The following is a 22,627-nucleotide window of genomic DNA, read 5'->3' as shown; positions in this document are numbered from 1 at the left end:
CCGCCTGCTCGGGTGATGAGTTTACGAGGGGGGAGGCTGCGCACCGTGGGGGGGCGCAGCCTCAATTCGCCGGGCCGCAAATCGTGAGCCGTGGCGCCAGGCGTTCAGTATTCACGAGTATCGGCTGATCCGAGGCATAGCGAATGGCTCTGCTGCCCGTTCAGCCGCCTGCTCGGGTGATGAGTTTACGAGGGGGGAGGCTGCGCACCGTGGGGGGGCACAGCCTCAATTCGCCAGGTCGCAATTCGTGGACCGTGGCGCCCGGCCTGAGGGGCTCAGGCTTCGATTTCGCAGGCCTCGCCAGAGAGAAGCCAATCAGACGGGATGTCGTAATTCTCGGAAACTGCATCAAGAGCGGCAAACAGGCGTTCGAGAGACGGCGCTTCGCCTTGCTCCAACGCAGCGGCCGCCTTTGACTCCAGACCGCAGGAGCGATAGAACACCTCTGGGTCAATTTGCAGAACACGGCGGGCGATCCTCAATCTTAGGGCAATCGCTCGTGAGGAGCTGTCGTCAAGAAGCAAATTTCCGTGCCAGGGCATAAGCCCAACCGCAAACTCGATACGGCCCATGGCTTCCAGAATCAGGAATGCTTCATCCCACAGATGTTCGGATAACGAGACAAGGTTTCGGCTGGCCTCTCTATTTCGCACTTTAAATATCCATTCGCCCGCTAGCCCCTCGGAGAGCATACCTTGCTGCTGCATGTGAGGATCACAGTCGGACGAGATTGCATCTTTGATCCACGTGAGCAGGTTGTCGTCCTTCACGCTCGCAGTCGCGAGTCCGAAGAAGCTGGCGGATGTGTACATTGAGGCTTCGGTCTTCATGTCAACTCCGTACGCAAGACCTATCGTTCCCTTTACGCTGAGAACGTGGCAGATTACGATGCAAATGGCGCGTTATGGCGGGTATTCGTCAAGTAGTGAGGAAGAGCAACGCTAACGGCTGTCCGTATAGCTTCACTGGGCGCAACGGGTGGCGAGAACCAGGTCGAAAAGGCTCAGTCGGTTCACGCAAGAAAAACGTTGCGAATGCTTGTTTACATTGTTCACTGCTCCCTCCTTCGGTGTGTCGCTATCAACACCGTTAAATTTTTTTCGAAATGCTGACAACCGAATTTTTGCCCGAAAGTCGCCACATTCTCGCCTAAATCCGGCCACCCACGGCGTAAGATGCTGTTATAAAAGCGGATTGCGTGGCTGTGGAAAACGTCGGCGGTCCTAATTTAGGCCAGATTGAGGCGCTGCCTGCTGAGGCGACAGCGCTCATTGACATGTCCTTCAGCTCAGCTACCTTGGTCAGGGAGCAAGCTGCTCCTTGGCGATATCGGTTCGCTCAAGCAGAAAGGCCAGCGTCGCTATGTCGGGATGCCGACGTCCATCGAGCAAGATAATCGGCCGCAGCGGTCGAGCCGCTCGTTCGCCTCGCGTGGCGATGGCCGTCGGCCTTGTTGGTGTCAGTTGCGCGGGGATGACCGTTTCAGACGCGAAGGGCGGCAGTCAAGACATCGCGATCACCGTTGTTACCACTGTTAAGCCCTCCTGCTCGATTTCAAACACCAGTCCGGTTATCGATTTCGGCGACCTTACGAAGAGTGGGTCTGTGTCTGTGAAGATCGGGCTTTCGTGCAACTCGCGTTTCAAGTTTGTATTCAGTTCTCAGAACGGTGGCCTCGCTCTGGGCATCAGCAAGCCCGTTCGCGCCCCATTTCTAGCCAAGGTTCCATACACGCTGTCATACAACCTTGACACCTCCGCGGGTGCAGTTGCTGACCTGTGCTATTCCGACAACATGATCGACGGAACTTCGGCATGTGTGTCCGAGACCCCGCCAAATTCGTCGGCTCTCAGTAAAAGCTTAACGCTCGGATTTCATTGGGAGTCTGGAGAGGGTGTGCCGTTGGCAGGCGCCTACCGCGACGTGCTCGCCTTTCGGGTTTCGCCGCGTTTGTGAGTTGCGGTAAAACCTACACCTCATTTGGGTTGACATGCGCCGCAAAAGAAATATTTTCAACAAAATGTATATAATGAGCAGGCCGCGTCGTGTGCGTGTTGAGTCGATATGTGTGTGTAGTGACGGCCATTTCCCTCAGTGGGACTTCGTGCGTCGATGCCGAAGACGGCGCAAGCCAGGCGTTCGCTTTGCGTGGCAAGGCACAGCCAGTCTGCAGCTTCCAGCCTGCCCAGGCGAGGCAGGCGTCGAACATGGCAGTTGCGGCCAGTTCGGGGGCACAGAATGTTCTGAGCGTCACTCAACTGACCGATCTCAATGCCAAGCTCACCTCGGCCTCCATTACGGTCACGCTGAAGGGGATGTGCAATCACCCGCATACCATGACCGTCAGCTCGAAGAACGGCGGCCTGGTGCCCCTCATAAAAACGGAAGCCAGCTCCGAGTTCATTCAGCACATCGACTATAGCGCCAGTATCTCATGGGCATCGTCGGTGAGCGTTTTGCAGACTGAAGGCGTTCAGGGGCAGACATCTCCGAGTGTCGTCGCGCCTGGCGCAGTCTCCGGAGATCTTCGTCTCGATATCTCGATTGCCAGCGCAAACGCAGCAGATGCGCCTGTCGTGGCTGGCACATTCACCGACAATCTAGTTATCGTTTTTACACCCCTGCTTTGAGAAAAGGGCGCCGGCCGTGTCAGTACCAGTAATCTTTGAAAGAACGACCCGCAACTTCACGCTTTCGGTGGCGCTCGCTATCGCATTTGCGGTGCCTGAAGTATCGGCGCAGTCCGCCGATACTTCGAGCGCAAGCACGACGTTTCAGATCAAAGGCTTCGCCCCTCAGGTTTGCCAACTTCCGGGGCAGGCCGCGGTCGCTGGCGCTGTTACAAACGCCACCTATTCCTCAAATATCGTGACCCTGACGGATTTCATCGATTCGACGACGGCGTTCGTGAAGGGCTCGACCCTGACGCTCAAATTCGACAGGGCGATGTGTAACTACGAGGCGTATCTAAGCCTTTCAAGTCAGAACGGCGGCATGACTTCATCCGATGCCAAACAGGCAGCCGCAGGCGATTTCTTGAGTCGCGTCGACTATACCGTGACCGCCAATTGGGGATCGATCAGCAATCTCGTTCTCGATACATCGAAGGCCGCGAGGAGTGTCAATCTTCAGTCTGCCGGAGCCAACTCGGGGCCTCTCACTTTGACCTTCGCCACGAAAGACGGCACCGTTCCTGTCGTCAACGGAAATTACACCGACACCGTAACTGTACAGATCGGCGCCAAACTCTAGCGCCGGGGCAGGACGCTGGGCACGTCCTTCTCAATCGAAGTGCACTGGGCAACATGAAGAGACCCTTCGCGGCAACGTTTGAGGGTGGGTAGACATATGCGCGTACTTTTCTCCAGTTTGCTGATCGCTTCTGCGATGCTCGCCTTGACCGGGGCACCCGCTCTGGCACTCGGGGTGACGCCTCTCGTACTCGAAATCAATTCAGGCGATCCGGCCAAGCGGGTGGCGCAGATCCTGGTCAGCAATGACAGTGACAAGGACGTTCCCATCGAGGTGGTCGTTTCTCGCGCGGAAATCTCCGAAGACGGGGGGCGGCAGCTAACCCCGGCGGCGAGCGACTTTCTCATCTTTCCGCCAAGCCGCATGTTGCGTCCGCATTCGAAGCAGGTCTTCCGCGTTCAGTGGGCCGGTGCGCCCTTGAACAAGAGCCAAACCTACATTCTTTCCGTCAATCAGCTTCCCGTGGCGATGCCGGAGAAGAAGAGCGGCTTTCAAATCGTCTTCAATTTCGACGTCGTGGCAAATGTCGCACCCGCTACAGGCCAGAAAGCCCTCGATGTTCTTTCGAGCAGCATCGCCTCGGAGGATGGCAAGCGTTACGTCAGCCTTTTCCTGGGCAACTCCGGAACCGTGCATGCGAAGCTCAGCGAAGCGTCGGTCACTTTGCGTGCCGGCAATTGGTCCAAGACGCTATCCCAAGGTGAGCTTGAGCATGCGGTAGGCATAGGCATCGTCCAGCCGGGGAAGAAGAGGCGCTTCAAGCTTCCGGTGCAGTTACCTGCGGACGCGAGGAGCGTTAGCGCAGAAGTCTTTCTCGAGAAAATCATGAGGTAATGACGTTGAATATCTCGCTGTGCAGGCTCAAGCACCGATGCAATGCCGCTCAATCATTTTCGGGCTTGCGATGTCACTTGCCAGCATAACGGCGACGACTGCGCAAGAAAACCATTCGCGCACCGAAATTGCCGCGAAACCCATGAGCACGGCTTATTCGATGACAGACAGACAAGTCTACACAATCAGCCTCGCTTTGAAGGATGGCCGCTTTTACCTGGGCGAAATTCCCGCCCAACTGGCAGGAGAGAGCCTGAACTTTCTAGATCACGAAACTTTCCTGAAGCTGGCGGCGCCTGTCCTCAAGCCGGAAATTATCGCGGCTGTCAGAGCGCTGCCCACGGTCGGCGGCTTCGTCAGCGTGAAAGCGCTGAAAGAGGCAGGTCTTCCGATATCCTTCGACATCGAAGAGATGACGCTCAGCTTTTTCCCGACCGCCGATCAGCGTCCCGGAGTGCACGTTTCGCTTGCGGGGTCGGAAACCATCGTGCCCGAGCAACTGGCGCCCCGCGCCGTATATTCGGGATATATGAACGTAACCGCCGGTGCCCAGTATTCGACGGCGAACACGGGCTCGAAACGCGGGGAGTTCTCGCAAGGCTTCGGGTTCTCGTCGGCCGTTCGTGTCATGAATCTCGTTATTGAAACAGAGGCGGCGACCTCAAACGGCGTTGCCATGCGCCAAGGAACCCGGGCCGTCTACGACGATGCCGAGAATGCGCTTCGCTACATCGCCGGCGACGTTACGCCTCCGACGGCAGGTATACAGGGTGGCGGCAGTTTCTTTGGCGTATCGATCCAGAAGAGCTACGACAAGATCCAGCCTCAGAAGAGCGTTCGTCCCACGGGGCAACGCTCGTTTCGGCTGGAAAGGCCGTCCGATGTTGATATCGTGGTCAACGGGCAGGTTGTCCGTCGTCTTCAGATGCAGCCGGGCGATCACGATATCAGCGAATTGCCCCTCAGAAGCGGTGAGAACGTCGTCGTTCTCGAAATCACCGACGACACGGGGAAGCGAACCACTCTCAACTTCTCTCAGTTCTATGATTACGCGTTGCTGATGCCGGGCATCAGCGACTGGGGCTTTTCGGCGGGCTACAAAAGCCTCTCCGGGCTGAACCGCATGCACTATTACTGGAGCGAACCGGCGGCGACCGGCTATTACCGGCTGGGCCTCACGGAGGACTTGACCGGAACCCTCCACGCTCAGGTCGATTCCCGGTCCGCGATGGCGGGCGTCATGGCGATCTCTCCGTTGTGGCTTGGCCGGGTCGCAGCCGAATTCGCCGTAAGCAAGGACTGGAACGGTGATGGCGGGTTTGCCACTGCATTGACCTACAGCCCGGAGACGCTTTTGAGGAAGTGGAGTATTCCCGGCTCGTTTCAACTCGCCGCCGAGTACAGGAGCGCGGGCTTTACCTCCATCTTTTCGACATCTGAAGGCCTCGATGGGTTCTCCGTGAACGGCTTCTACAGTCTGGAGCTTCCCGACGATTACACCTTGTCTCTCTCGGCGAACGCGGCTGTGGGATCGGCCTATACCTCGGATCGCCTTGGCGGCGGCATCACCGTGTCGAAGGCCGTTCGTCCCAATGTCAACTGGTCGCTATCCTTGTCCCGCGATCACACGACGAACTTGCTGACCGAGGACTATCAGCCGTCGTGGACTGTGATGGGACGCCTGAATATCCGGGCGGGCAAGGATACGGAAATCGCATTCACGCAGGACGGTCTCCATGGAACTTCCGTCCTCGGCGTCTCCACTGCGGGGGAAACGGACAGCGGCCGCTACGCGATAAAGGCCGATATCGAAAAGATGCCGAGCGCCGTAACCGGCGGCGACCCAGAAAGCCAGGTTGACCTGAGTGCCGCCTATTCCGACACCCGGCTCGATGTTTCCGCCAGCCGGTCGCGGCGCGTCTACGGCCTGAACCGGGGTGTGGTGAACGACGTCAGCATGGTTTCCGCAGGGGGGGCGATCGCATTTGCGGACGGTCAGGTGGCCGTCGGTCGAACCGTCACGGACAGCTTCGCGATCGTCACCCCGCATGAATCGCTTTCCGATGCTTCGGTCCGCGTGAAGACCGGGGATGCTCCCGCACGCGCTGCATCTGACCTTCTGGGGCCGGCGCTCGTGTCCGATATCCCTTCATACTCTCATTCCCAGTTGCCTCTCGATGTGGAAGGGGCGCCTGAAGGTTACGATCTCGGTACGGGCGTTATCGATGTGCGCCCGCAATACAAGAGCGGCTACACCATCAAAGTCGGGTCCGACTACAGCGTGTTGGCGGTCGGAAGCCTTGAGGCGGAGGGACAACCCCTTTCGCTTCTGAGCGGGCTTGCCAGGGAAGACGGCGTTCCCGATCCCCGTAAGGTCGCGCTTTTTACGAACCGCGGCGGCCGCTTTGCCGTCGAGGGACTGAAACCGGGCCGCTGGCGTATCGAGATGCTGGGAGATACGGCGCAGTGCTTTCAACTGACTGTCCCGGAAAAAACCGTCGGCATTTTTGATGCTGGCCTTCTCACCCAGCGGTGTGCGTCATGAGAACGGCGTTCATGCTTGTCCTCGCGATGTTTTGTGGGCTGGCCCCCTCGTTGGCCTGTACCGGCAAGATAGACGCGTTGTCCGCGCGCCGCACGCTCGTCTACAATCCGTTCTCGGCTCTTGACGGGCATCAACAACTCAGCATTCAGGTGCAAAACACGGGAACCGAATCCTGCGCCTATCGGCTCTGGATCCCGGATCGCTATCTGCCGCTTCAGTTTGGCAACATCGATTTCACCATCTCTGGCCAAAGAGCGCCGGCGGCAGCGGATTCGAGCGGCCTCACCATTCAGACCCCCATAGTTGCGCCGGGCCAGAGCATCAAGCTGCCTTTGCGGCTGTCGGTGGCGCGGGGCCAGCAATCGCTGGCAGGAAAGCTGACCAAGAAAATCGGATTCGCTCTTGCTGCCGAGCAGGCCAGGACGACGCTCCTCGACCAGACCGAGGTGGACATCCACTGCGTCGTTCCTCCGGTTTTTGAAATCAATGTTGCAGGCTCCGGCTTGCGGGCAACTCTCGAAATCGATGATCTGAAACTCCGCTCGAAAGCTGTCGTGCTGCAAATGCGCAGCACTCAAAATCATCGTCTCGAAATTCAGGCGGAAAACGGGGCCTTGATACGAGAAGGAAGCCCACCGGGCGACACAACCTCCATTCCCTATGTGGTGACAATCGATGGGCAATCTTCGCAACTCAAAAAGGGTGCGATCTGGCGTGTTAACGGCCCGGCGGGTGAATCAAGCCGTCGGTTGAATGTCACGATCGGTGACACGGCAGACAAGCTGGCAGGTTTCTACAAGGACGTGATTACGGTTCATATCGCGTCTGATCTTTAGGTGTGTGTAGGAGGAGTGAAGTCATGCGTTTTTATCCTGGTACGTTTCTTGGCTGCGCCGCTATAATCGCTGCCGGCTATAATCTGCCGATCTATTACAAGGCCAATCCGAACCTCGTCCTGAGCGCGGCGAGCGTTTCAGAACTGCACGCTTTCGAGGGAGCGAAAATTCTGGAGAACAAGGTTTCAGTCAACCCGCGTGCGGAAAACGTCTCCTTCGTCACCCTTCAGTTGAGGCAGGCACAGGCTTCCTTTGAAGACGGCCTTCTCGCTAACACGGAGATTGGCTACAATCTGCACCTGACGACCAAGTCGCGCTGCTTCGAACTCGAACCCGGATGCCTTGAGATAACCGAGAAAAAAGTGCTGAAGGCCGTGTCCGTTGGCGTCGCTCTCTAGCTTAAATGGGGCAGGTATGAAGAGACGAAGCTGGTCGCAAGGCAACACCGCCGCCTGTCTGGAACATTTCGTCGCCTGTATCGATGAGGGATCGATGCAGGCGGCCGGAGTGAAACTCGGCCTGTCTACGCCCACGATTTCGAAGTCCATACTTCGGCTCGAACATCGTCTTCAGGCCCGCCTTCTGCATCGAACGACACGCCATACAAGTCCGACACTCGCCGGTCTCGAGTTTTACGAGCGAGCGCAGCGGATCGTTCAGGAGGTAAAGGAAGCGGAAGCCATAATGGCGTGGGCCGGGGCGACCGTGAAATGCGCTATTCGCATCGTGGGGTCCGAAGAACTCGCTGCCCGTGTCGTCGGTCCGTTGTTCGTTTCCTTGCGCCGCCAGCATCCGCGCATTGATCTGCATATCGAAGCCGATGATTTCGAGCAACCGCCTCAAACGTGCGCCGCCACCGAAGTCTGGCTGTGGACGGGCCGTTCTCGTGAGGACGGCCAGACAAGAAAGCTTGCGGCCACGCCGCAAGTCTTCCTGGCCTCGACGCGTTACCTGGGAGCGAACGGCTGTCCCGTCGAAATTGCGGATCTTCGCCAACATTTGCTTATAGTTGGAAAGGATCCCATCTGGACCGTGACGGGGTCGGCTGGAACAGAGGAGTATCACCCGGTCGCCAGCCTGAAGACGAATTCGACCCAGGTCGCCCAGCAGGCAATTCTCGCTGACATCGGTATCGGACTTGTCGATCCCCTCGGCCTGGAAGAGGAACTCGGCTCAGGAAAGGTGCAGCGCGTTCTGGCTGATTATCAGACGCCCCCGGATCATGGGCTATGGGCAAGATTCTCGGACGCGTGCCATCCTGCAGTGCGCATCGTTCTTGAACATTTGCAGGACATGCTGAATGAAACAACCCGCACCGGGCAAGGTACGAAATGTGCCGCTTGCGATGCGGGTGATCGACATTCAACTCACTCCCGTAGCGCTTTTGGGCCTGTATTGCATGCGGCGGAAGTGGGAGGCCACTGATGCTTGACCCGCGCCGCGCTTCGCGGGAAAAGCGAGATAAACCCGTCCAGCGGAGGAACCGGCATGAGCGCGTCTGCCTACGATCCGAACAACGTCTTCGCGAAAATTCTTCGCCGCGAACTGCCCTGCCATCTCGTCTATGAAGACGCCGACAGCTTCGCGTTTCTCGACATTATGCCGCGCGTTGACGGGCACACGCTCATCATCCCGAAAGCGCCGGTGCGCAACATCATCGATGCTTCGCCCGCGGTGCTCGCGCCGGTCATCGCCACGGCGCAGCGCATCGCCGTCGCGGCCAAGAGAGCGTTCGACGCGGACGGGGTGTCGCTCTGGCAATTTTCGGAACCGGCAGGCGGCCAGGTGGTGTTCCACCTCCACTTCCACATTCTGCCGCGCAAGACAGGCGACGAGCTTCGCCCGGTCGGCATCATGGCTGATAACGACCTGCTCTCAAGGCACGCTGAGAAACTGAAAGCCGCTCTCGCCTGACGATCTGCTGGTGCATGCAGTTTTAGCGGAGACGGTCAAACAGATCCCGGCGGAACGAAGCCCTCGTGATCGTGTCTCGCGAGGGTGCCGCGAGGGACTGCAAATGTCTGGACGGGACGTTTGTGGCGCTTTTTGATAGCGCCCAAAGTCGTTAGAGTGTTTCTCGAAAACGACCGAAGCGGGAAGGGGGGCGAGGTTCTGAGAAATCCGGAAGGCTCCAGGGCTTGCGGCACTCGGCTTCCTTCGGACGATTTGTCGAATTGAAAAGTCTCCGTTCGCCGTTCATTGGCGTTTTCGCGTGATTTGCCCGATTGCGCGTGCCTCCCATGATACCTTCGCGACCAAAGAAAGATTTCGAAAGGTCGCGTCATGAACATCTTCGAAGCCATCACCGCCGCTCTCAATCAGGCTGGCCAGCAGGGACAACAGCCCCCGGTACAACGTCCGTCCGCGCCGCAGGCAAATCAGGCGGGTTCGGGCCCGGCCATTCCGACGTCCTTGCAGGACATTCTTAACCAGGCGGGCTTCGGCAATCTCACCGTGATCGTCGACAAGCTCAGCAAGGGCGGCCTTGAGGAGCATGTGAAGTCATGGCTCGGTCAGGGCGAAAATCTCCCGGTCGAGAAGGAAGACCTGCGTCACGCTCTCGGCGATCAGGATTTGCAGCGCTTCGCCCAGAAGATCGGCATTCCGCCTGAAAAGATCCTGGACATCTTGCAGAAGTATCTCCCGGAGACCGTGGACAAGGCAAGCCCGAGCGGCCAGATCGTTCACCCTTACGGGCAGACGCACTGACAACGTTCCGAGCGAACGCCCCCATGCAGAGCGGGTTACGCACTTCTTGAGAGGAAGATGAAAGAAGCCTGCCCCCGGCTGGGGCAGGCTTTTTGGCATTCCCTGAAAAGCTGCCGAGTGCCGCTCCGAGAGCATGCGCAAAGAAGATGGAGTCGAAGCCGTGGCGTCTCAGGAATTGAACGTGCGCAGGATGGACGAAAGCGGTATCGCCCTCGCTCTCGAATGGGCGGACGCCGAAGGGTGGAATCCCGGCCGTCACGATGCGTCGTGTTTTTATGCCGCCGATCCTCGCGGCTTTTTCCTTGGGGAATTGGACGGCGAACCGGTCGGTTGCATCTCCGCGGTGGCGTATGACGGCACCTTCGGCTTTCTCGGCCTTTATATCGTCAAGCCGCCCTATCGGGGCCGAGGTTTCGGTTTGAAGCTCTGGCATACGGCGATGGACTACATGGGCGCGCGCAACGTCGGTCTCGACGGCGTCGTTGCGCAACAGGACAATTACAGGAAGTCCGGCTTCAAGCTCGCCTACCGCAACATGCGGTATCAGGGCACGGGAGGCGGCACCGAACCTGCCGGTCTGGTCCAGCTGTCCTCCATCGGGTTCGACGAAATTTGCCGCTATGACGCAACCGTGTTTCCCGCTCCGCGCGCCCGCCTCCTGCGCCGGTGGATCGATCAGCCGCAAGCGGTCGCGCTCGGCGTTCTGAGCGGGAATCGTCTCGCCGGTTATGGCGTCGCGCGCGCGAGCCGCTCGGGCTTCAGGATCGGGCCGCTGTTCGCCGACGCCGCGCATGTGGCGGGCGCGCTATTCGAAGGGCTGTCGTCGAAACTTCGAGGCGAGCCGATCTTCCTCGATACGACCGAGGCCAATCCGCGTAGCGCCGAGCTTGCGCAGCGCTACGGCATGGAGCCGATGTTCGAAACGGCGCGCATGTATACCGGCGGCATCCCGAATGTCCAAAGCGAGCGCTGCTTCGGCCTCACCAGCCTGGAGATCGGTTGATTTCCCGCTAAGGTGTCTTATCGCAATACCGGCGTCCGCCTTGCGGATCAGGCTCTAAAGAAAGCTGTGCGGATCGACATCGATGTGTAGCGTGACGCCACCGCGCGGCGCGTCCGCGTTGCTGAGCCACGCCCGCAAATAGGCCTGAAGATCGGCCTCGCGCGCGGCCTTCACGAGGAGCCGCTGGCGGTGCAGGCCGCGAATGATCGCGAGCGGCGCTTCCACGGGCCCCAGCACCTGAATGCGTGATGCCTCCGGCGCGGCAACCGCGAGCGCGCGCGCGTAGCCCTCCGCGTCGTAGCGCGTCTTGCCGGATACGATCAGCGCGGCGAGCCGTCCGAACGGCGGATAGCCCGCCTCCTCGCGCAAGCCGATTTCTGCCTCATAGAACGCCTCTCGGTCGCCGGAGACGAGCGCGCGCATCACGGGGTGGTCAGGGAAATGCGTCTGGATCAGCCCTCGTCCCGGCGCGCCGAAGCGGCCGGCTCGGCCCGTCACCTGATGCAAGAGCTGGAACGTGCGCTCACCCGCGCGCGGGTCGGCGGTGGCAAGGCTCAGATCGCCGTCCACCACGCCGACGAAGGACAGCTTCGGGAAGTTGTGGCCTTTCGAGACGAGTTGCGTGCCGACGACGATATCGACATCGCCTTCCGTGATGCGGGTCAGGATTTCGCGCAGCGCCGCCGTCGACGGCACGAGATCGCTCGACAGCACCGCGAGCCTCGCCTCGGGCCAGCGGTTCTGCGCCTCCTCCGTCACGCGCTCGATGCCGGGACCGGATGCGGCGAGCGTCCCCTCGCCGTGGCAGGACGGGCAGGACTTCGGAAATGGCAGCGAGAAGCCGCAATGGTGGCAGATCAGCCGCCCGCGCAGGCGATGCTCCACGAGATAGGCCGTGCATTGCGGGCAGGTGAAGCGATGGCCGCACGCGCGGCAGAGCGTCAGCGGCGCATAGCCTCGCCGGTTCAGGAACAGGAGTGCCTGTTCGCCCTTCGCGAGCGCCTCGTTCACCGCGCCGATGAGCGGATCGCTGATCCACGTGCCGCGCTCCGGCGGCGTCGCGCGCAAGTCCACCGCCTCGACATCTGGCAGGGCATTGCCCGAGAAACGGCCCGGCAGAATGGCGTGCCGGTAGCGGCCGCGCTGGACATTCACGACGCTTTCGACGGACGGCGTCGCCGAGGCGAGCACGATGGGGATTTTGCCGAGCGAGGCGCGCACCACGGCCATGTCGCGGGCCTGATAGGTCACGCGGTCGTCCTGCTTGAAGGACGGGTCGTGCTCTTCGTCCACCACGATGAGGCCGAGATCCGCGAAGGGCAGAAACAGAGCAGAGCGCGCGCCGCACAGCACCCGCACCTCGCCGAGCGCCACCCCGCGCCAGACGCGCGCGCGCTCCTTCGGTGAAACGGCGGAATGCCACTCGCACGGTCGGCAGCCGAAGCGGCGCTCGAAGCGTTCGAGGAACTGGTTCGTCAACGCGATTTCGGGCAGCAGAATGAGCACCTGACGCTCGCCACGCCGCAGCGCTTCCGCCACGGCCTCGAAATAGACTTCCGTCTTGCCGGAGCCGGTCACGCCGTCGAGGAGCGTTGCGGAGAAGCCGCCATCCGCGATGGTTTCCCGCAGCGCGTCCGCCGCAGTGAGCTGCGCATCCGTGAGACTGGCGAAGGCGAAATCCGGCTTCGGAGCGAGGGTGCGCGCGCGTGGAAGCTCGGCGCGGACGAGCGCGCCCGCCCCCGCAAGGCCGTCGATCACCGCAGCGCTGACGCCCGCCGCATCCATGAGCTTCTTCTTCGGCCATACCGCGCCATCGGCCACGGCGGCCATGACGCGCTGGCGGGCTTCCGTCATCCGCGACGGCACGCCGCTGCTAGCGCGAAAGCCGAAGCGGGGTTCCTCCGCCTCGAAGACGAGCCTGGCGCTCATCATCATTTGCAGCACCATGCCCCTCGGTGCGAGCGTGTATTGCGCGACCCAGTCCGCGAAGGCGAGATTGAGCGGCGGCAGCGGCGGCACCTCGTCGAGGCGCGCGAGCACGGGCTTGAGCTTCCTGGGATCGACCGGACGGGCGGTCGCCTCGCGCCACACGACGCCGATGCGCTTCATGGGGCCTAGGGGGACCACCACGAAATCGCCGGGCGCCAGCGTTTCACCGTCCGGCACTTCATAAGTGTAAGGCTCGTCGAGCGCGAGCGGTAGCAGCACCGGCACCGTCGCACGCGCCTTAGCTCCGCGAGCGGGGGGCTCGGACAAATCCGCATCGAAAAGGGGCAGGTCTGAAGGCGCCATCGCGCGCGAGCTTCGCCGATGCGCGGGCTGATTTCAACCTTCGCTGCGGTCAAGATCGCAAGCGCATATGCCGCCGCAAGCTTCGGGAAATATTCTCGGGTTGAAAAGTCGTTCAACAGAAATATTTCGCCACTTGCCTTGTTTCGGACACCGGACGCGGCTATATAAACATCATCGATCTTGATTGCTGAGCTTGTTTCCCGCGCCTGAGCGCGTCCTGACGATCTTTCTGCCAAAATCGATCCTGAACAATCGCTGGTCCACGCAGGAACAGCGAGGAAAAACTTATGACCGATTGAAAGGAAATCGTCATGAATACTGGCACAGTGAAATTTTTTAACGTGAACAAGGGCTATGGCTTCATCCAACCCGACAGCGGTTCGGCTGACGTCTTCGTTCACATCTCCGCAGTTGAGCGCGCCGGCATGCGCACGATTACCGAAGGCCAGAAGCTTTCGTTCGAAATCGTGCGTGACAATCGCTCGGGCAAAAGCTCCGCGGAAAATCTTCAGGCCGCGTAATGCGCGCCGACAGTTTTCCTTTGGGAAAGCATCAGAAATAGCGGAAGGCTGGGCTCTCGCCCGGCCTTTTGCACACTTAAGGAAAGAAAAACCCATGATTACGAAAGACACATTGTTCGCTTCGCCGCGCAAGCCGCAGTCAAAGGCAGACATGACCGACACCGCCGCTCGCGCCATCATCGATTCCGAAAGTGCGCTCCGCGTCGCCAAGATCGAGAAGCTTCGTCAGGCGCGGCTCGAAATGGAAGCGCAGCAGCCGGTCGTTGCGAAAAAGGCTCGGGCAGCGAAAGCGGCGACCCGGCAAATCCGGTTCTGACCTGCCGCCCGGCGGCTTTCGCCCATCGCTTTTCATCTCAAGATATAACGCAAATCCGGCATCCACTTTTGCGGGGCATCCTCTAGCGCCGGTGGCTCGACAGAAGCAGGCTCGTTTCGGAACTCGATATTCCCTTCAACTCGCGGATGCGGCGCAGCACGCGGTCGAAGGCTTCGAGATCGGGCGTTCGCAACTCCACAACGAAATCCCAGCGCCCGTTGGTCGTGTGTATCGCGACCGCTTCGGGAAAGCCGCGCAGCGCCTTATAGATGGGCTCGGTTCGCTCGCCCTCCACCTGTATCATCATGATGGCGCAGACAGCGTCGGGCTCCGCTTCGCGGCGCAACGTCACCGTGAAACCGGTGATCACTCCGTCATGCACGAGACGGTCGATTCGGTTCTGAACCGTGGCGCGGCTCAGGCCGAGTATTGCCGCGAGCGTCGCCACGGGCATCCGCGCGTTCTCACGCAGCAGAGCAATCAGTCGTCGGTTGGTCTCGTCGAGAGGCATGATTTGGCACTTTGCTAAGCCGCGCCCGCATTTTGTCAGCTTTTTGCAACGTTTCGCGCAACTTGCATCCTTTAGACTGATGAGGTCAACGCCGATAATTTGCATGGAAATTGCATGCGAATCGTCGCGAGAGGCAGGATGCCAAAAACGCCAACCTTTTTAATGACCGACGACAGCCACTTCGAGGTGTCGTACAAGATCAATCCCTGGATGACGCCAGAGGAATGGCGCAGGGACGAGGTCAGAAATCGGGCAGAAGCGCGGCACGCTGCCGCATCTTTGGCCGAAGCGTTAAGGCAGGCGGGCGCGCGAGTTCTTCATATCGACGGCGCGCCGGGCCTGCCGGACATGGTCTTCCCGGCGAATGCCGCCGTCGTCCTCGACCGCCGCGTAATGGCCGCCCGCTTCCGCTACCCCGAGCGGCAGGGTGAGGAGCGGCACTTCCTCGAAGCATTCGCGCGACTGAAAGACGAAGGCACCTTCGATGACGTCGGCCAGATGCCGAAGGGTTATTGGCAGGAAGGCGCTGGCGACGCGATTTTCGACGCAAATCGGCAGTTTTTCTGGACCGGTTTCGGTCCGCGTTCCTCTTTTGATGCGGCGGATGTGCTTCGCGATTTCTTCGATGTTCCGGTCAAGCCGCTCGAACTCGTCTCCGGCCGCTTTTACCATCTCGACACTTGTTTCGTGCCTTTGAGCGGCGGAGAGGTTCTATATTACCCGCAAGCGTTCTCGAAGGCTTCGCTGTCGGTCATCCGCGATCACGTGGCCGCCGACAAGCGCATCGAGGCGAGCGACGAGGACGCGGCGCGTTTCGCCGTCAACGCCGTCAATATCGGGCGCGACATCGTCATGGCGGAGCCGACGCAGCGCCTCGCCGACGAGCTGCGCGAGCGCGGCTATGCCGTGACCTCGCTCCATCTGCGCCCCTTCATCATGTCCGGCGGCGGCGCTTACTGCATGACGCTCCGGCTCGATCTCAAATCCGATTCGGCAACCAAAAGAGGTGAAACCCATGACGTTTGACACCGCATTCGCTCCGGCGCGCAGCTTCTCCTCGGCCCATGATTTCATCGCGACCGAAAACGAATTCGGCGCGACCAATTACAAGCCGCTCGACGTCGTGTTGAGCCGGGGCGAAGGCGTCTGGGTCTGGGATGTCGATGGCAACCGATATCTCGATTGTCTTGCCGGTTATTCCGCAGTCAATCAGGGGCATTGCCATCCGAAAATCCGCGAGGCGCTGGTCGAGCAGGCGGGCAAGCTCACGCTCACGTCGCGCGCCTTCCGCAACGATCAGCTCGCGCCGTTCTTCGAAGAGCTTTGCAAGCTGACGCGGTCGCATCGGGTGCTGCCGATGAACACCGGCGCGGAAGCCGTCGAGACGGCCATCAAGATCGTCCGCAAGTGGGGCTACACGGTCAAGGGCGTGCCGCAGGACAAGGCCGAGATCATCGTCTTCGACAAGAACTTCCACGGCCGCACGACGACCGTCGTCAGCTTCTCGACCGATCCGACGGCGCGCGAAGGATTCGGCCCGTTCACGCCGGGGTTCAAAATCATTCCCTTCGGCGATATCGCGGCGCTTGAAAACGCCGTCACGCCGAACACCGTGGCCGTGCTGATGGAGCCGATTCAGGGCGAGGCCGGCGTGATCATCCCGCCGCCCGGCTACGTGAAGGCCGCGCGCGAACTTTGCACACGCGAAAAGATCGTCTTCATCCTCGACGAGATTCAGACGGGTCTCGGGCGCACGGGCAAGCTGCTCGCGGAAGAGCATGAGGGCGTCGAAAGCGACATGACGCTGCTCGGCAAGGGCCTTTCCGGCGGATTCTATCCCGTATCGGCGGTGCTCTCCACCTCGCGGATCATGGGCGTACTGAAGCCCGGCGAGCATGGCAGCACCTTCGGCGGCAACCCGCTTGCCTGCGCGGTGGCCCGCGCGGCGCTGAAAGTCGTGACCGACGAAGGCATGGTCGAGAATTCAGCCGCGATGGGCGCCTATTTCCGCGAGGGACTGAAGGCGATCAACAGCCACGTGGTGAAAGAAGTGCGCGGACGCGGCCTGATGATGGCCATCGAGTTGCACCCGGACGCCGGCGGCGCGCGCCGCTATTGCGCGGCGCTCAAGCATCGCGGCATCCTCTGCAAGGACACGAAAGAACACACGATTCGCGTTTCGCCGCCGCTCATCATCAAGCGCGAAGAGGTCGATCAGGCGCTTGTGAAGTTCGCCGCCGTTCTGGCGTGACCATGTCTTCGCGGCTCGTGCCGTGTGATGTCGATCAAGTGGCCGGGTTCTCCGGCCACTTGTTTTTTTGACGTTCAACAAGGTGTGATTTCGTCTGAGGATTTTCGATCACAACTTCACAGCGATCCGTCGGTTGCATCGAAAGTAGCGTAGCAAATCGTCCACGACTTCGCGCTATAGTCTTGAAAAGACACGCTCCCGCGAAGGAACGTGCGCCTCAAGGAAGAACAACAAGGGAGGCATCCATGACGAGAGACGATACCATCTTGCGCGAGCGGCTGGCTCGCGCGGAGGAGGAAATTTCCAACCTCCAGAACGCCGCGGCAAAGGCTGCCGACCGACTGGCGAAGCTTTACGAAGAATTTCAGATCCGCGAAAGCTATCACGACTGGCAGTATGTGCTGAGCGCCAAGGTTGGCCAGGTCCGCACCATGCGGCAGATCGCGAAAGATCTTTCGCGCGTGACCGAGAGCAAGGCCATCGCCGTCGGGCGTGCACAAGGCTGAACTGGCGGACTGGCTGGCTCGCTCTGTCACTCGCTCCTTGGTGGCGCAACCTTGGCCGCTTATTGCCGGCCTTCCTGAAGCGATGCGGCTCTGGAGCACGCGCCTTAGCTGGCTGTCATTCTGCGGTGACGTCGGTTTCGGGGCGGTCTGTGCCCGGCTCGAATTCGCGATGCCATCGGCCGGACGCATCCTCGAACTCGATATCCTGCGACGTGCCTGAAACGCGCTGTTCGCCTGCCGCCAGTTCGGCCGCAGCCAAGGCGGCCTGTTTCGTGGGAAATGGCTCGGAAAAAACGCCTTCCGCCTTGTAGGCCCAGCCGCCGTCGTGCTCCACAATCTCGTAATGGACTTTGGTCATCTGGACCTCGCGTTTCCACATGTGCTCGCGACAAGAACACGCGAGCTTCGATAACGCTCCCTTGACCCTTATACAGGCGGAACCTCTTTTCGCAGTGTGTGCGCATCCTGATTTTGACCGCGATGCTGGACGATCGTAGAAGAACGTTCGGCGGAGGAATCGGAGGGGTGCCCGTGTGGGAAATCGATAGCGCGGAAGCATTGAAGGCGCTGGCAAGCCGTCTCTCGGCCTTCGTCTCGGAGCGCGATATCATCACGCTGTCCGGCGATCTCGGCGCAGGCAAGACCACCTTTGCGCAGGGGCTGCTTGCGGCACTCGGCGTGACCGATGAGGCGACGAGCCCCACTTACCAGATCGTCCACGCCTACGAAACGCCGCGCCGCACCGTCTATCATTGCGACCTGTATCGGCTCAGTCCGGGCGACGAAGAAGAAATCGGCTTTGCGGAGATGTGCCAGACGGCAGCGGTGCTGGTCGAATGGCCCGACATTGTGGCTGGCGCGCTGCCACACGATCGGCTCGACGTTCGCATAGAGGGCGAAGGTACGACACGCCGCGTCACGCTCACAGGTCTCGGCGCGTGGGAAAGGAAGCTCGCGCGCTTCCGCCAGATCGAAGCGTTTCTTGCACGGTGCGGCTGGACGGGCGCGCGCTGCCTCGGTTTGCGCGGCGACGCCTCGGCGCGGCAATTCCTGCGTCTCGCTCGGGCGGGAGAGACCGTGATGCTCATGGATTGGCCACCGAAAAGTGACGGGCCGCCGATCCGTGGCGGCCGCCCTTATTGCGCCATCGCCCATCTCGCGCGTGAGGGCACCCCGTTCATTGCGGTTTCAAATTGGTTGCGGGATCGCGCCGGGCTATCCGCGCCCGCCGTTACGGCTTCGGACACCGACGCCGGACTTTATCTGATCGAAGATCTCGGCGATGCGGTGTTCGGCGATCTGATCACCGAGGGTGAAGCGCTGGAACCCCTTTATGCGCTGGCGGCGGACGGCCTGTGGGCGATCCACGCATCCGGCGTGCCGCGCTCGCTTCCCCTGCCGTGCGGCGGTGTCTATGAGGTTCCCGCCTTCGACCGCGAGGCGATGGACGTCGAACTCGACCTTCTGCTGCAATGGTATTTCCGGCTTGAGCCAACGGCCGCCGACCCGGTCGAGACAGCCCGCTCCTTCGTTGCTGCATGGGCGCCGCATCTCGATTGGCTCGAAAATCAGCCGAAGACCGTCGCGCTGCGCGATTACCACTCACCGAACCTGCTGATCTGTCGCGAGCGCGACGGGCTCAAGCGCCTCGGTGTCATCGATTTCCAGGACGCGGTGTGGGCGCATCCAGCCTACGATCTCGTTTCGTTGTTGCAGGACGCGCGGCTGGACGTGCCGGAAGCCGTCGAACGCACGCTTTATGCGCGCTATTGCGAGAGTGCCTCCGCTGCCGATCCGGCTTTCGATGCCGACGCATTCGCCCGCGCCTACGCCATCCTCGGCGCCGAGCGCAACACGAAGATCCTCGGCATCTTCGTTCGCCTGTCGATGCGCGACGGCAAGCACGCTTATCTCCGCCATCTGCCGCGCATCCGCCGTTATCTCTGGCGGAACCTCGCGTATCCGGCCCTCGGCGACCTCAAGGCGTGGTACGAGGCGCATCTCGGCACGGCTTGATCATCGATCACACAGCCGACGCGACGGATGGCGAAAGAGGGCGCAATTCGACGCCCACCTGTTCGAGCGCGCGGCGAACCGCTTTCGCGACGGCGACCGCGGCGGGTTCGTCGCCATGGATGCACAGCGTATCGACTTCGAGCTTCACCTTGCCGCCGCCCGCCGTGTAGGCCACGCCTTCCGTCGCGAGCCGGAGCGCCTGCAACGCGGCGGCGTCGGCGTTCGCGATGACCGAGCCCGGTTCGTCGCGCGGCACGAGCGAGCCGTCCTCGCGATAGAGCCTGTCGCAGAAGCCTTCCCGCGCGAAAGCAAGGCCCGCGAGATTGGCAGCCCTTTCAAGCTCGGATCCAGGCGGCCCAACAAGGATCAGCCGCTCGTCTACCGTGCGCACGGCCCCGGCGATCGCGCCCGCGCAGGCCGCGTCCTCCGCGGCGATGGTGTAAAGCGCACCATGCGGTTTCACATGGCGTAGCGGTGCCGCAGCATAGGCCGCGAGCGCCTGAAGAGCGCCGATCTGATACGCCACCATATATTCGAGTTCGCGCGCGGCCATCGGGATCGCGCGACGGCCGAAACCCCAAAGGTCGTTGAAGCCGGGGTGCGCGCCGAGCGCCACGCCGCGCGCCGCCGCCTGAACCGCGAGGCCATGCATGATGGTGGGGTCGCCGCCGTGGAAGCCGCAAGCGACGTTCGCGGACGTGACGATGTCGACAAGCTCCTCGTCATGCCCGATGCGATACGCGCCAAAACCTTCGCCCATATCCGCATTGAGATCGATGTGCATCGCACTCTACTCCCGATAGATCATCTTCCGGGTCATCCCGCCGTCGACGATAAGCTCCGAGCCTGTCATGAAGCCGGACTCGCGTGAAAGTAGAAATGCCACCGCAGCCGCGATATCGGCTGGCACGCCGACGCGCCCGGCGGGATGTTGCGCGTGATCTTCCGCCGAAAGCACCGCGCTTTCGTCGACGTTGATCCATCCCGGCGAAATGCAATTCACGCGCACGTCCGGCCCGAGCGTGACCGCCAGCGAATGCGTCAGCGCGACGAGGCCGCCCTTGCTGGCGGAGTAAGCGAAGGTGTCAGGCTCCGACATATGCGCGCGCGTTGATGCGATCAGCACCATGCCGCCTTTCGCGGACCGCAGATGCGCTTCCCCATGCTTCGCGAGCAGGAATGCCGCCGTGAGATTCGTGGCGAGGACGCGGTTCCAGTCTTCGAGCGAGGTTTCGGCGAGCGGGGTACGCTGCATGATCCCCGCGTTCGACACGATGGCGTCGATACCGCCGAAGCGCGTGGCGGCCTCCGAAACGAGCCGGCTTACATCCGCCTCGCTTGATACGTCGCAGGCGACGGCGCAGCCCGCGACCTGTCCGGCGACCTCGGCGGCGCGCCCCTTGTCTTTGTCGGCGCAGACGCAGACATAGCCTTGTGCCGCAAGTTCGCGCGCCACGCCCGCACCGATGCCGTTGCCCGCACCGGTAATCACCGCGACCCTTGCACTTTTCGACATCTGATTTCCTTTCCGTGCATTCGGCTTGTGACAACGCCCTCGGGGGTTTAAACCCCGTTGCCAAAAGAGGTTACGCACATGAACCAGAATTCGAGCGCTGCCGCCCCGTCGTCCAACGAACTCGACATGTCGGCCTACTGGATGCCGTTCACGGCGAACCGCCAGTTCAAGGCCAGCCCCCGCGTGCTCGTCGAGGCGCAAGGTATGCATTATACCGCGATCGATGGCCATAAGGTTCTCGATGGCGTGGCGGGGCTCTGGTGTGTGAACGCGGGCCACGCGCGGCCGCAAATCGCGGAAGCCGTGGAGCGTCAGCTTCTGAAGATGGACTATGCGACCGCGTTCCAGATCGGGCACCCGGGCGCATTTGAACTGGCGGCGCGGCTCGCGCGCATCGCGCCGAAGGGCCTCGACCGGGTCTTCTTCGCGAATTCCGGTTCCGAGGCGGTCGAATCGGCTCTCAAGATCGCGCTTGCCTACCATCATGCGCGAGGGCAGGGCCAGCGCACGCGATTCGTCGGTCGCGAAAAGGGCTATCACGGGGCCAATTTCGGCGGCATGTCGGTCGGCGGACTCGTTAACAACCGCCGCGCCTTCGGAGCGCTCCTTCCCTATGTCGACTATCTGCCGCATACGCTCGACATCAGGCGCAACGCCTTCACAAAGGGCCAGCCGGAGCACGGCGCGGAACTTGCCGAGGCGCTCGAAGGCATCATCGCCCTGCATGGCGCCGACACCATCGCGGGCGTGATCGTGGAGCCCATGTCCGGCTCGGCAGGCGCGATCCTGCCGCCGAAGGGCTATCTCGAACGGCTCCGAGCGATCTGCGACCGACACGGGCTGCTCCTCATCTTCGACGAGGTCATCACGGGCTTCGGGCGCATGGGCGCCGCCTTCGCTTCGCAGGCGTTCGGCGTCGTGCCCGACATTTTCACCGTGGCGAAAGGCATCACCAACGGCGCGATCCCCATGGGCGCCGCCATCGCGAAGCGCGAGATTCACGACGCCATCATGCAGGGGCCGGAACACGTCATCGAGCTGTTCCACGGCTACACCTATTCCGGCCACCCCGTGGCCTGCGCGGCGGGGCTCGCAACGCTCGACATCTATGAAGGCGAAGGGCTTTTCGAGCGCGCTGCCACACTCGCGCCGGTCTGGGAAGAAGCCGTGCATTCGCTCAGGGGCGAGCCGCACGTCGTCGACATCCGCAATCAGGGACTCGTTGCGGGCATCGAGCTTGAGCCGCGCGTCGACGGGGCGGGCAAGCGCGCCTTCGAGGTCTATCAGGACTGTTTCGCGAACGGTGTGCTCGTGCGACAGGGCGGCGAAATCATCGCGCTGTCGCCCCCGCTGATCGTGACCGAGAACCAGATCGGCGAGATCGTGCATGCGCTGCGCAACGCGCTCCGACGCGTCGCCTAGGGTTGGTACTGCCTGATGGATGTATCCGCTTTTGAACTCTGAAGAGACGATTTTACCGATCTGATGGCGATCGATCAGATCGGAACGGGCTCCGGCT

Annotated in this window: 24 protein-coding genes; 18 read left to right on the top strand and 6 right to left on the bottom strand. The window is 61.3% G+C overall.

Annotated features, from left to right (window positions below; all coding sequences use genetic code 11):
* Window positions 1–275: 275 nt before the first annotated feature.
* On the bottom strand, window positions 276–830 hold the full coding sequence (locus tag QM659_RS10575) for a hypothetical protein (protein WP_303484415.1): 555 nt from the start codon (window positions 828–830) through the stop codon (window positions 276–278).
* 607 nt (window positions 831–1,437) lie between these two features.
* On the opposite strand from QM659_RS10575, the gene QM659_RS10570 reads away from it, so the two are divergent.
* The 11 genes from QM659_RS10570 to QM659_RS10520 all read left to right on the top strand — a co-directional run bounded on the left by QM659_RS10570 (window position 1,438) and on the right by QM659_RS10520 (window position 11,179).
* The gene (locus QM659_RS10570) at window positions 1,438–1,956 is read left to right on the top strand and encodes a hypothetical protein (RefSeq protein WP_415188396.1); all 519 of its coding nucleotides are present in this window, start codon (window positions 1,438–1,440) and stop codon (window positions 1,954–1,956) included.
* Between the two features lie 119 nt (window positions 1,957–2,075).
* Window positions 2,076–2,630, top strand: coding sequence for a hypothetical protein (locus QM659_RS10565; RefSeq protein WP_415188395.1), 555 nt, complete (start codon window positions 2,076–2,078; stop codon window positions 2,628–2,630).
* Between the two features lie 16 nt (window positions 2,631–2,646).
* Window positions 2,647–3,252 (top strand): hypothetical protein, encoded by a 606-nt coding sequence (locus QM659_RS10560; RefSeq protein ID WP_127078080.1) that lies wholly within the window; start codon window positions 2,647–2,649, stop codon window positions 3,250–3,252.
* Window positions 3,253–3,348: 96 nt separating this feature from the next.
* On the top strand, window positions 3,349–4,086 hold the full coding sequence (locus tag QM659_RS10555; protein WP_415188394.1) for a molecular chaperone: 738 nt from the start codon (window positions 3,349–3,351) through the stop codon (window positions 4,084–4,086).
* Between the two features lie 160 nt (window positions 4,087–4,246).
* Window positions 4,247–6,631: a hypothetical protein gene (locus tag QM659_RS10550; protein WP_415188393.1), complete on the top strand. Its 2,385-nt coding sequence runs from the start codon at window positions 4,247–4,249 to the stop codon at window positions 6,629–6,631.
* A complete protein-coding gene (locus QM659_RS10545) occupies window positions 6,628–7,467 on the top strand; it encodes a hypothetical protein (protein ID WP_415188392.1) in 840 nt (279 codons plus the stop codon). Before QM659_RS10550 ends, QM659_RS10545 begins: the two co-directional genes overlap by 4 nt.
* 23 nt (window positions 7,468–7,490) lie before the next feature.
* Window positions 7,491–7,865: a hypothetical protein gene (locus QM659_RS10540; RefSeq protein ID WP_127078072.1), complete on the top strand. Its 375-nt coding sequence runs from the start codon at window positions 7,491–7,493 to the stop codon at window positions 7,863–7,865.
* Between the two features lie 16 nt (window positions 7,866–7,881).
* Entirely contained in the window at window positions 7,882–8,892 is a 1,011-nt protein-coding gene (locus QM659_RS10535) for a LysR family transcriptional regulator (protein ID WP_415188391.1), read from the top strand.
* 63 nt (window positions 8,893–8,955) lie between these two features.
* Complete coding sequence (locus QM659_RS10530; RefSeq protein ID WP_415188390.1) at window positions 8,956–9,381, top strand: HIT family protein; 426 nt, start codon at window positions 8,956–8,958, stop codon at window positions 9,379–9,381.
* Between the two features lie 369 nt (window positions 9,382–9,750).
* Window positions 9,751–10,176, top strand: coding sequence for a YidB family protein (locus tag QM659_RS10525; RefSeq protein WP_127078066.1), 426 nt, complete (start codon window positions 9,751–9,753; stop codon window positions 10,174–10,176).
* A gap of 133 nt (window positions 10,177–10,309) precedes the next feature.
* The gene (locus tag QM659_RS10520) at window positions 10,310–11,179 is read left to right on the top strand and encodes a GNAT family N-acetyltransferase (protein ID WP_415188389.1); all 870 of its coding nucleotides are present in this window, start codon (window positions 10,310–10,312) and stop codon (window positions 11,177–11,179) included.
* Window positions 11,180–11,233: 54 nt separating this feature from the next.
* On the opposite strand, the gene QM659_RS10515 is transcribed toward QM659_RS10520, so the two are convergent.
* Complete coding sequence (locus QM659_RS10515; RefSeq protein WP_415188388.1) at window positions 11,234–13,471, bottom strand: primosomal protein N'; 2,238 nt, start codon at window positions 13,469–13,471, stop codon at window positions 11,234–11,236.
* 311 nt (window positions 13,472–13,782) lie between these two features.
* Here QM659_RS10515 and QM659_RS10510 point away from each other — a divergent pair, with 311 nt between their 5' ends.
* Window positions 13,783–13,992, top strand: a complete 210-nt coding sequence (locus tag QM659_RS10510; protein WP_127078062.1) for a cold-shock protein — start codon at window positions 13,783–13,785, stop codon at window positions 13,990–13,992.
* A 94-nt stretch (window positions 13,993–14,086) separates the two neighbouring features.
* Window positions 14,087–14,308, top strand: coding sequence for a hypothetical protein (locus tag QM659_RS10505; RefSeq protein WP_127078060.1), 222 nt, complete (start codon window positions 14,087–14,089; stop codon window positions 14,306–14,308).
* 82 nt (window positions 14,309–14,390) lie between these two features.
* Here QM659_RS10505 and QM659_RS10500 read toward each other — a convergent pair whose 3' ends face one another.
* Window positions 14,391–14,819 (bottom strand): Lrp/AsnC family transcriptional regulator, encoded by a 429-nt coding sequence (locus tag QM659_RS10500; protein ID WP_415188387.1) that lies wholly within the window; start codon window positions 14,817–14,819, stop codon window positions 14,391–14,393.
* 162 nt (window positions 14,820–14,981) lie between these two features.
* On the opposite strand from QM659_RS10500, the gene QM659_RS10495 reads away from it, so the two are divergent.
* The 3 genes from QM659_RS10495 (at window position 14,982) to QM659_RS10485 (ending at window position 17,576) form a co-directional block, all read left to right on the top strand.
* On the top strand, window positions 14,982–15,845 hold the full coding sequence (locus QM659_RS10495) for a dimethylarginine dimethylaminohydrolase family protein (protein ID WP_415188386.1): 864 nt from the start codon (window positions 14,982–14,984) through the stop codon (window positions 15,843–15,845).
* On the top strand, window positions 15,835–17,070 hold the full coding sequence (gene rocD, locus QM659_RS10490) for an ornithine--oxo-acid transaminase (protein WP_127078054.1): 1,236 nt from the start codon (window positions 15,835–15,837) through the stop codon (window positions 17,068–17,070). The genes QM659_RS10495 and rocD overlap by 11 nt, the downstream gene beginning before the upstream one ends.
* Window positions 17,071–17,315: 245 nt before the next feature.
* Window positions 17,316–17,576 carry a hypothetical protein gene (locus tag QM659_RS10485; protein WP_303484448.1) on the top strand — a complete coding sequence of 87 codons (261 nt, stop codon included), beginning with the start codon at window positions 17,316–17,318 and terminating at the stop codon, window positions 17,574–17,576.
* 115 nt (window positions 17,577–17,691) lie between these two features.
* On the opposite strand, the gene QM659_RS10480 is transcribed toward QM659_RS10485, so the two are convergent.
* Window positions 17,692–17,934 carry a DUF2188 domain-containing protein gene (locus tag QM659_RS10480; protein WP_415188385.1) on the bottom strand — a complete coding sequence of 81 codons (243 nt, stop codon included), beginning with the start codon at window positions 17,932–17,934 and terminating at the stop codon, window positions 17,692–17,694.
* Window positions 17,935–18,107: 173 nt separating this feature from the next.
* On the opposite strand from QM659_RS10480, the gene tsaE reads away from it, so the two are divergent.
* Window positions 18,108–19,592, top strand: a complete 1,485-nt coding sequence (gene tsaE, locus QM659_RS10475; protein WP_415188384.1) for a tRNA (adenosine(37)-N6)-threonylcarbamoyltransferase complex ATPase subunit type 1 TsaE — start codon at window positions 18,108–18,110, stop codon at window positions 19,590–19,592.
* Window positions 19,593–19,599: 7 nt separating this feature from the next.
* On the opposite strand, the gene QM659_RS10470 is transcribed toward tsaE, so the two are convergent.
* Both QM659_RS10470 and QM659_RS10465 read right to left on the bottom strand, forming a co-directional pair.
* Complete coding sequence (locus QM659_RS10470) at window positions 19,600–20,376, bottom strand: LamB/YcsF family protein (protein WP_415188383.1); 777 nt, start codon at window positions 20,374–20,376, stop codon at window positions 19,600–19,602.
* A gap of 6 nt (window positions 20,377–20,382) precedes the next feature.
* Window positions 20,383–21,108 carry an SDR family oxidoreductase gene (locus QM659_RS10465; protein ID WP_415188382.1) on the bottom strand — a complete coding sequence of 242 codons (726 nt, stop codon included), beginning with the start codon at window positions 21,106–21,108 and terminating at the stop codon, window positions 20,383–20,385.
* A gap of 78 nt (window positions 21,109–21,186) precedes the next feature.
* On the opposite strand from QM659_RS10465, the gene QM659_RS10460 reads away from it, so the two are divergent.
* Complete coding sequence (locus QM659_RS10460; RefSeq protein ID WP_415188381.1) at window positions 21,187–22,530, top strand: aspartate aminotransferase family protein; 1,344 nt, start codon at window positions 21,187–21,189, stop codon at window positions 22,528–22,530.
* The last annotated feature ends 97 nt before the right edge of the window (window positions 22,531–22,627 follow it).

It is taken from the genome of Rhodomicrobium sp., from assembly GCF_047605405.1.
GTDB lineage: Bacteria > Pseudomonadota > Alphaproteobacteria > Rhizobiales > Rhodomicrobiaceae > Rhodomicrobium > Rhodomicrobium lacus.
Note: the sequence above shows the minus strand (reverse complement) of the source record. Positions and strands in the feature narration are given on the sequence as shown.

What these genes read in the sequence shown, in the direction of transcription:
- QM659_RS10575 (WP_303484415.1), bottom strand. Translation starts at nt 830, where the DNA reads ATGAAGACCGAAGCCTCAATGTACACATCCGCCAGCTTCTTCGGACTC.
- QM659_RS10470 (WP_415188383.1), bottom strand. Translation starts at nt 20,376, where the DNA reads ATGCACATCGATCTCAATGCGGATATGGGCGAAGGTTTTGGCGCGTAT.
- QM659_RS10460 (WP_415188381.1), top strand. Translation starts at nt 21,187, where the DNA reads ATGAACCAGAATTCGAGCGCTGCCGCCCCGTCGTCCAACGAACTCGAC.
- QM659_RS10555 (WP_415188394.1), top strand. Translation starts at nt 3,349, where the DNA reads ATGCGCGTACTTTTCTCCAGTTTGCTGATCGCTTCTGCGATGCTCGCC.
- QM659_RS10515 (WP_415188388.1), bottom strand. Translation starts at nt 13,471, where the DNA reads ATGGCGCCTTCAGACCTGCCCCTTTTCGATGCGGATTTGTCCGAGCCC.
- QM659_RS10550 (WP_415188393.1), top strand. Translation starts at nt 4,247, where the DNA reads ATGACAGACAGACAAGTCTACACAATCAGCCTCGCTTTGAAGGATGGC.
- QM659_RS10510 (WP_127078062.1), top strand. Translation starts at nt 13,783, where the DNA reads ATGAATACTGGCACAGTGAAATTTTTTAACGTGAACAAGGGCTATGGC.
- rocD (WP_127078054.1), top strand. Translation starts at nt 15,835, where the DNA reads ATGACGTTTGACACCGCATTCGCTCCGGCGCGCAGCTTCTCCTCGGCC.
- QM659_RS10540 (WP_127078072.1), top strand. Translation starts at nt 7,491, where the DNA reads ATGCGTTTTTATCCTGGTACGTTTCTTGGCTGCGCCGCTATAATCGCT.
- QM659_RS10495 (WP_415188386.1), top strand. Translation starts at nt 14,982, where the DNA reads ATGACCGACGACAGCCACTTCGAGGTGTCGTACAAGATCAATCCCTGG.
- QM659_RS10505 (WP_127078060.1), top strand. Translation starts at nt 14,087, where the DNA reads ATGATTACGAAAGACACATTGTTCGCTTCGCCGCGCAAGCCGCAGTCA.
- QM659_RS10535 (WP_415188391.1), top strand. Translation starts at nt 7,882, where the DNA reads ATGAAGAGACGAAGCTGGTCGCAAGGCAACACCGCCGCCTGTCTGGAA.
- QM659_RS10500 (WP_415188387.1), bottom strand. Translation starts at nt 14,819, where the DNA reads ATGCCTCTCGACGAGACCAACCGACGACTGATTGCTCTGCTGCGTGAG.
- QM659_RS10480 (WP_415188385.1), bottom strand. Translation starts at nt 17,934, where the DNA reads ATGACCAAAGTCCATTACGAGATTGTGGAGCACGACGGCGGCTGGGCC.
- QM659_RS10465 (WP_415188382.1), bottom strand. Translation starts at nt 21,108, where the DNA reads ATGTCGAAAAGTGCAAGGGTCGCGGTGATTACCGGTGCGGGCAACGGC.
- QM659_RS10570 (WP_415188396.1), top strand. Translation starts at nt 1,438, where the DNA reads ATGGCCGTCGGCCTTGTTGGTGTCAGTTGCGCGGGGATGACCGTTTCA.
- QM659_RS10530 (WP_415188390.1), top strand. Translation starts at nt 8,956, where the DNA reads ATGAGCGCGTCTGCCTACGATCCGAACAACGTCTTCGCGAAAATTCTT.
- QM659_RS10520 (WP_415188389.1), top strand. Translation starts at nt 10,310, where the DNA reads ATGCGCAAAGAAGATGGAGTCGAAGCCGTGGCGTCTCAGGAATTGAAC.
- QM659_RS10525 (WP_127078066.1), top strand. Translation starts at nt 9,751, where the DNA reads ATGAACATCTTCGAAGCCATCACCGCCGCTCTCAATCAGGCTGGCCAG.
- QM659_RS10545 (WP_415188392.1), top strand. Translation starts at nt 6,628, where the DNA reads ATGAGAACGGCGTTCATGCTTGTCCTCGCGATGTTTTGTGGGCTGGCC.
- QM659_RS10485 (WP_303484448.1), top strand. Translation starts at nt 17,316, where the DNA reads ATGACGAGAGACGATACCATCTTGCGCGAGCGGCTGGCTCGCGCGGAG.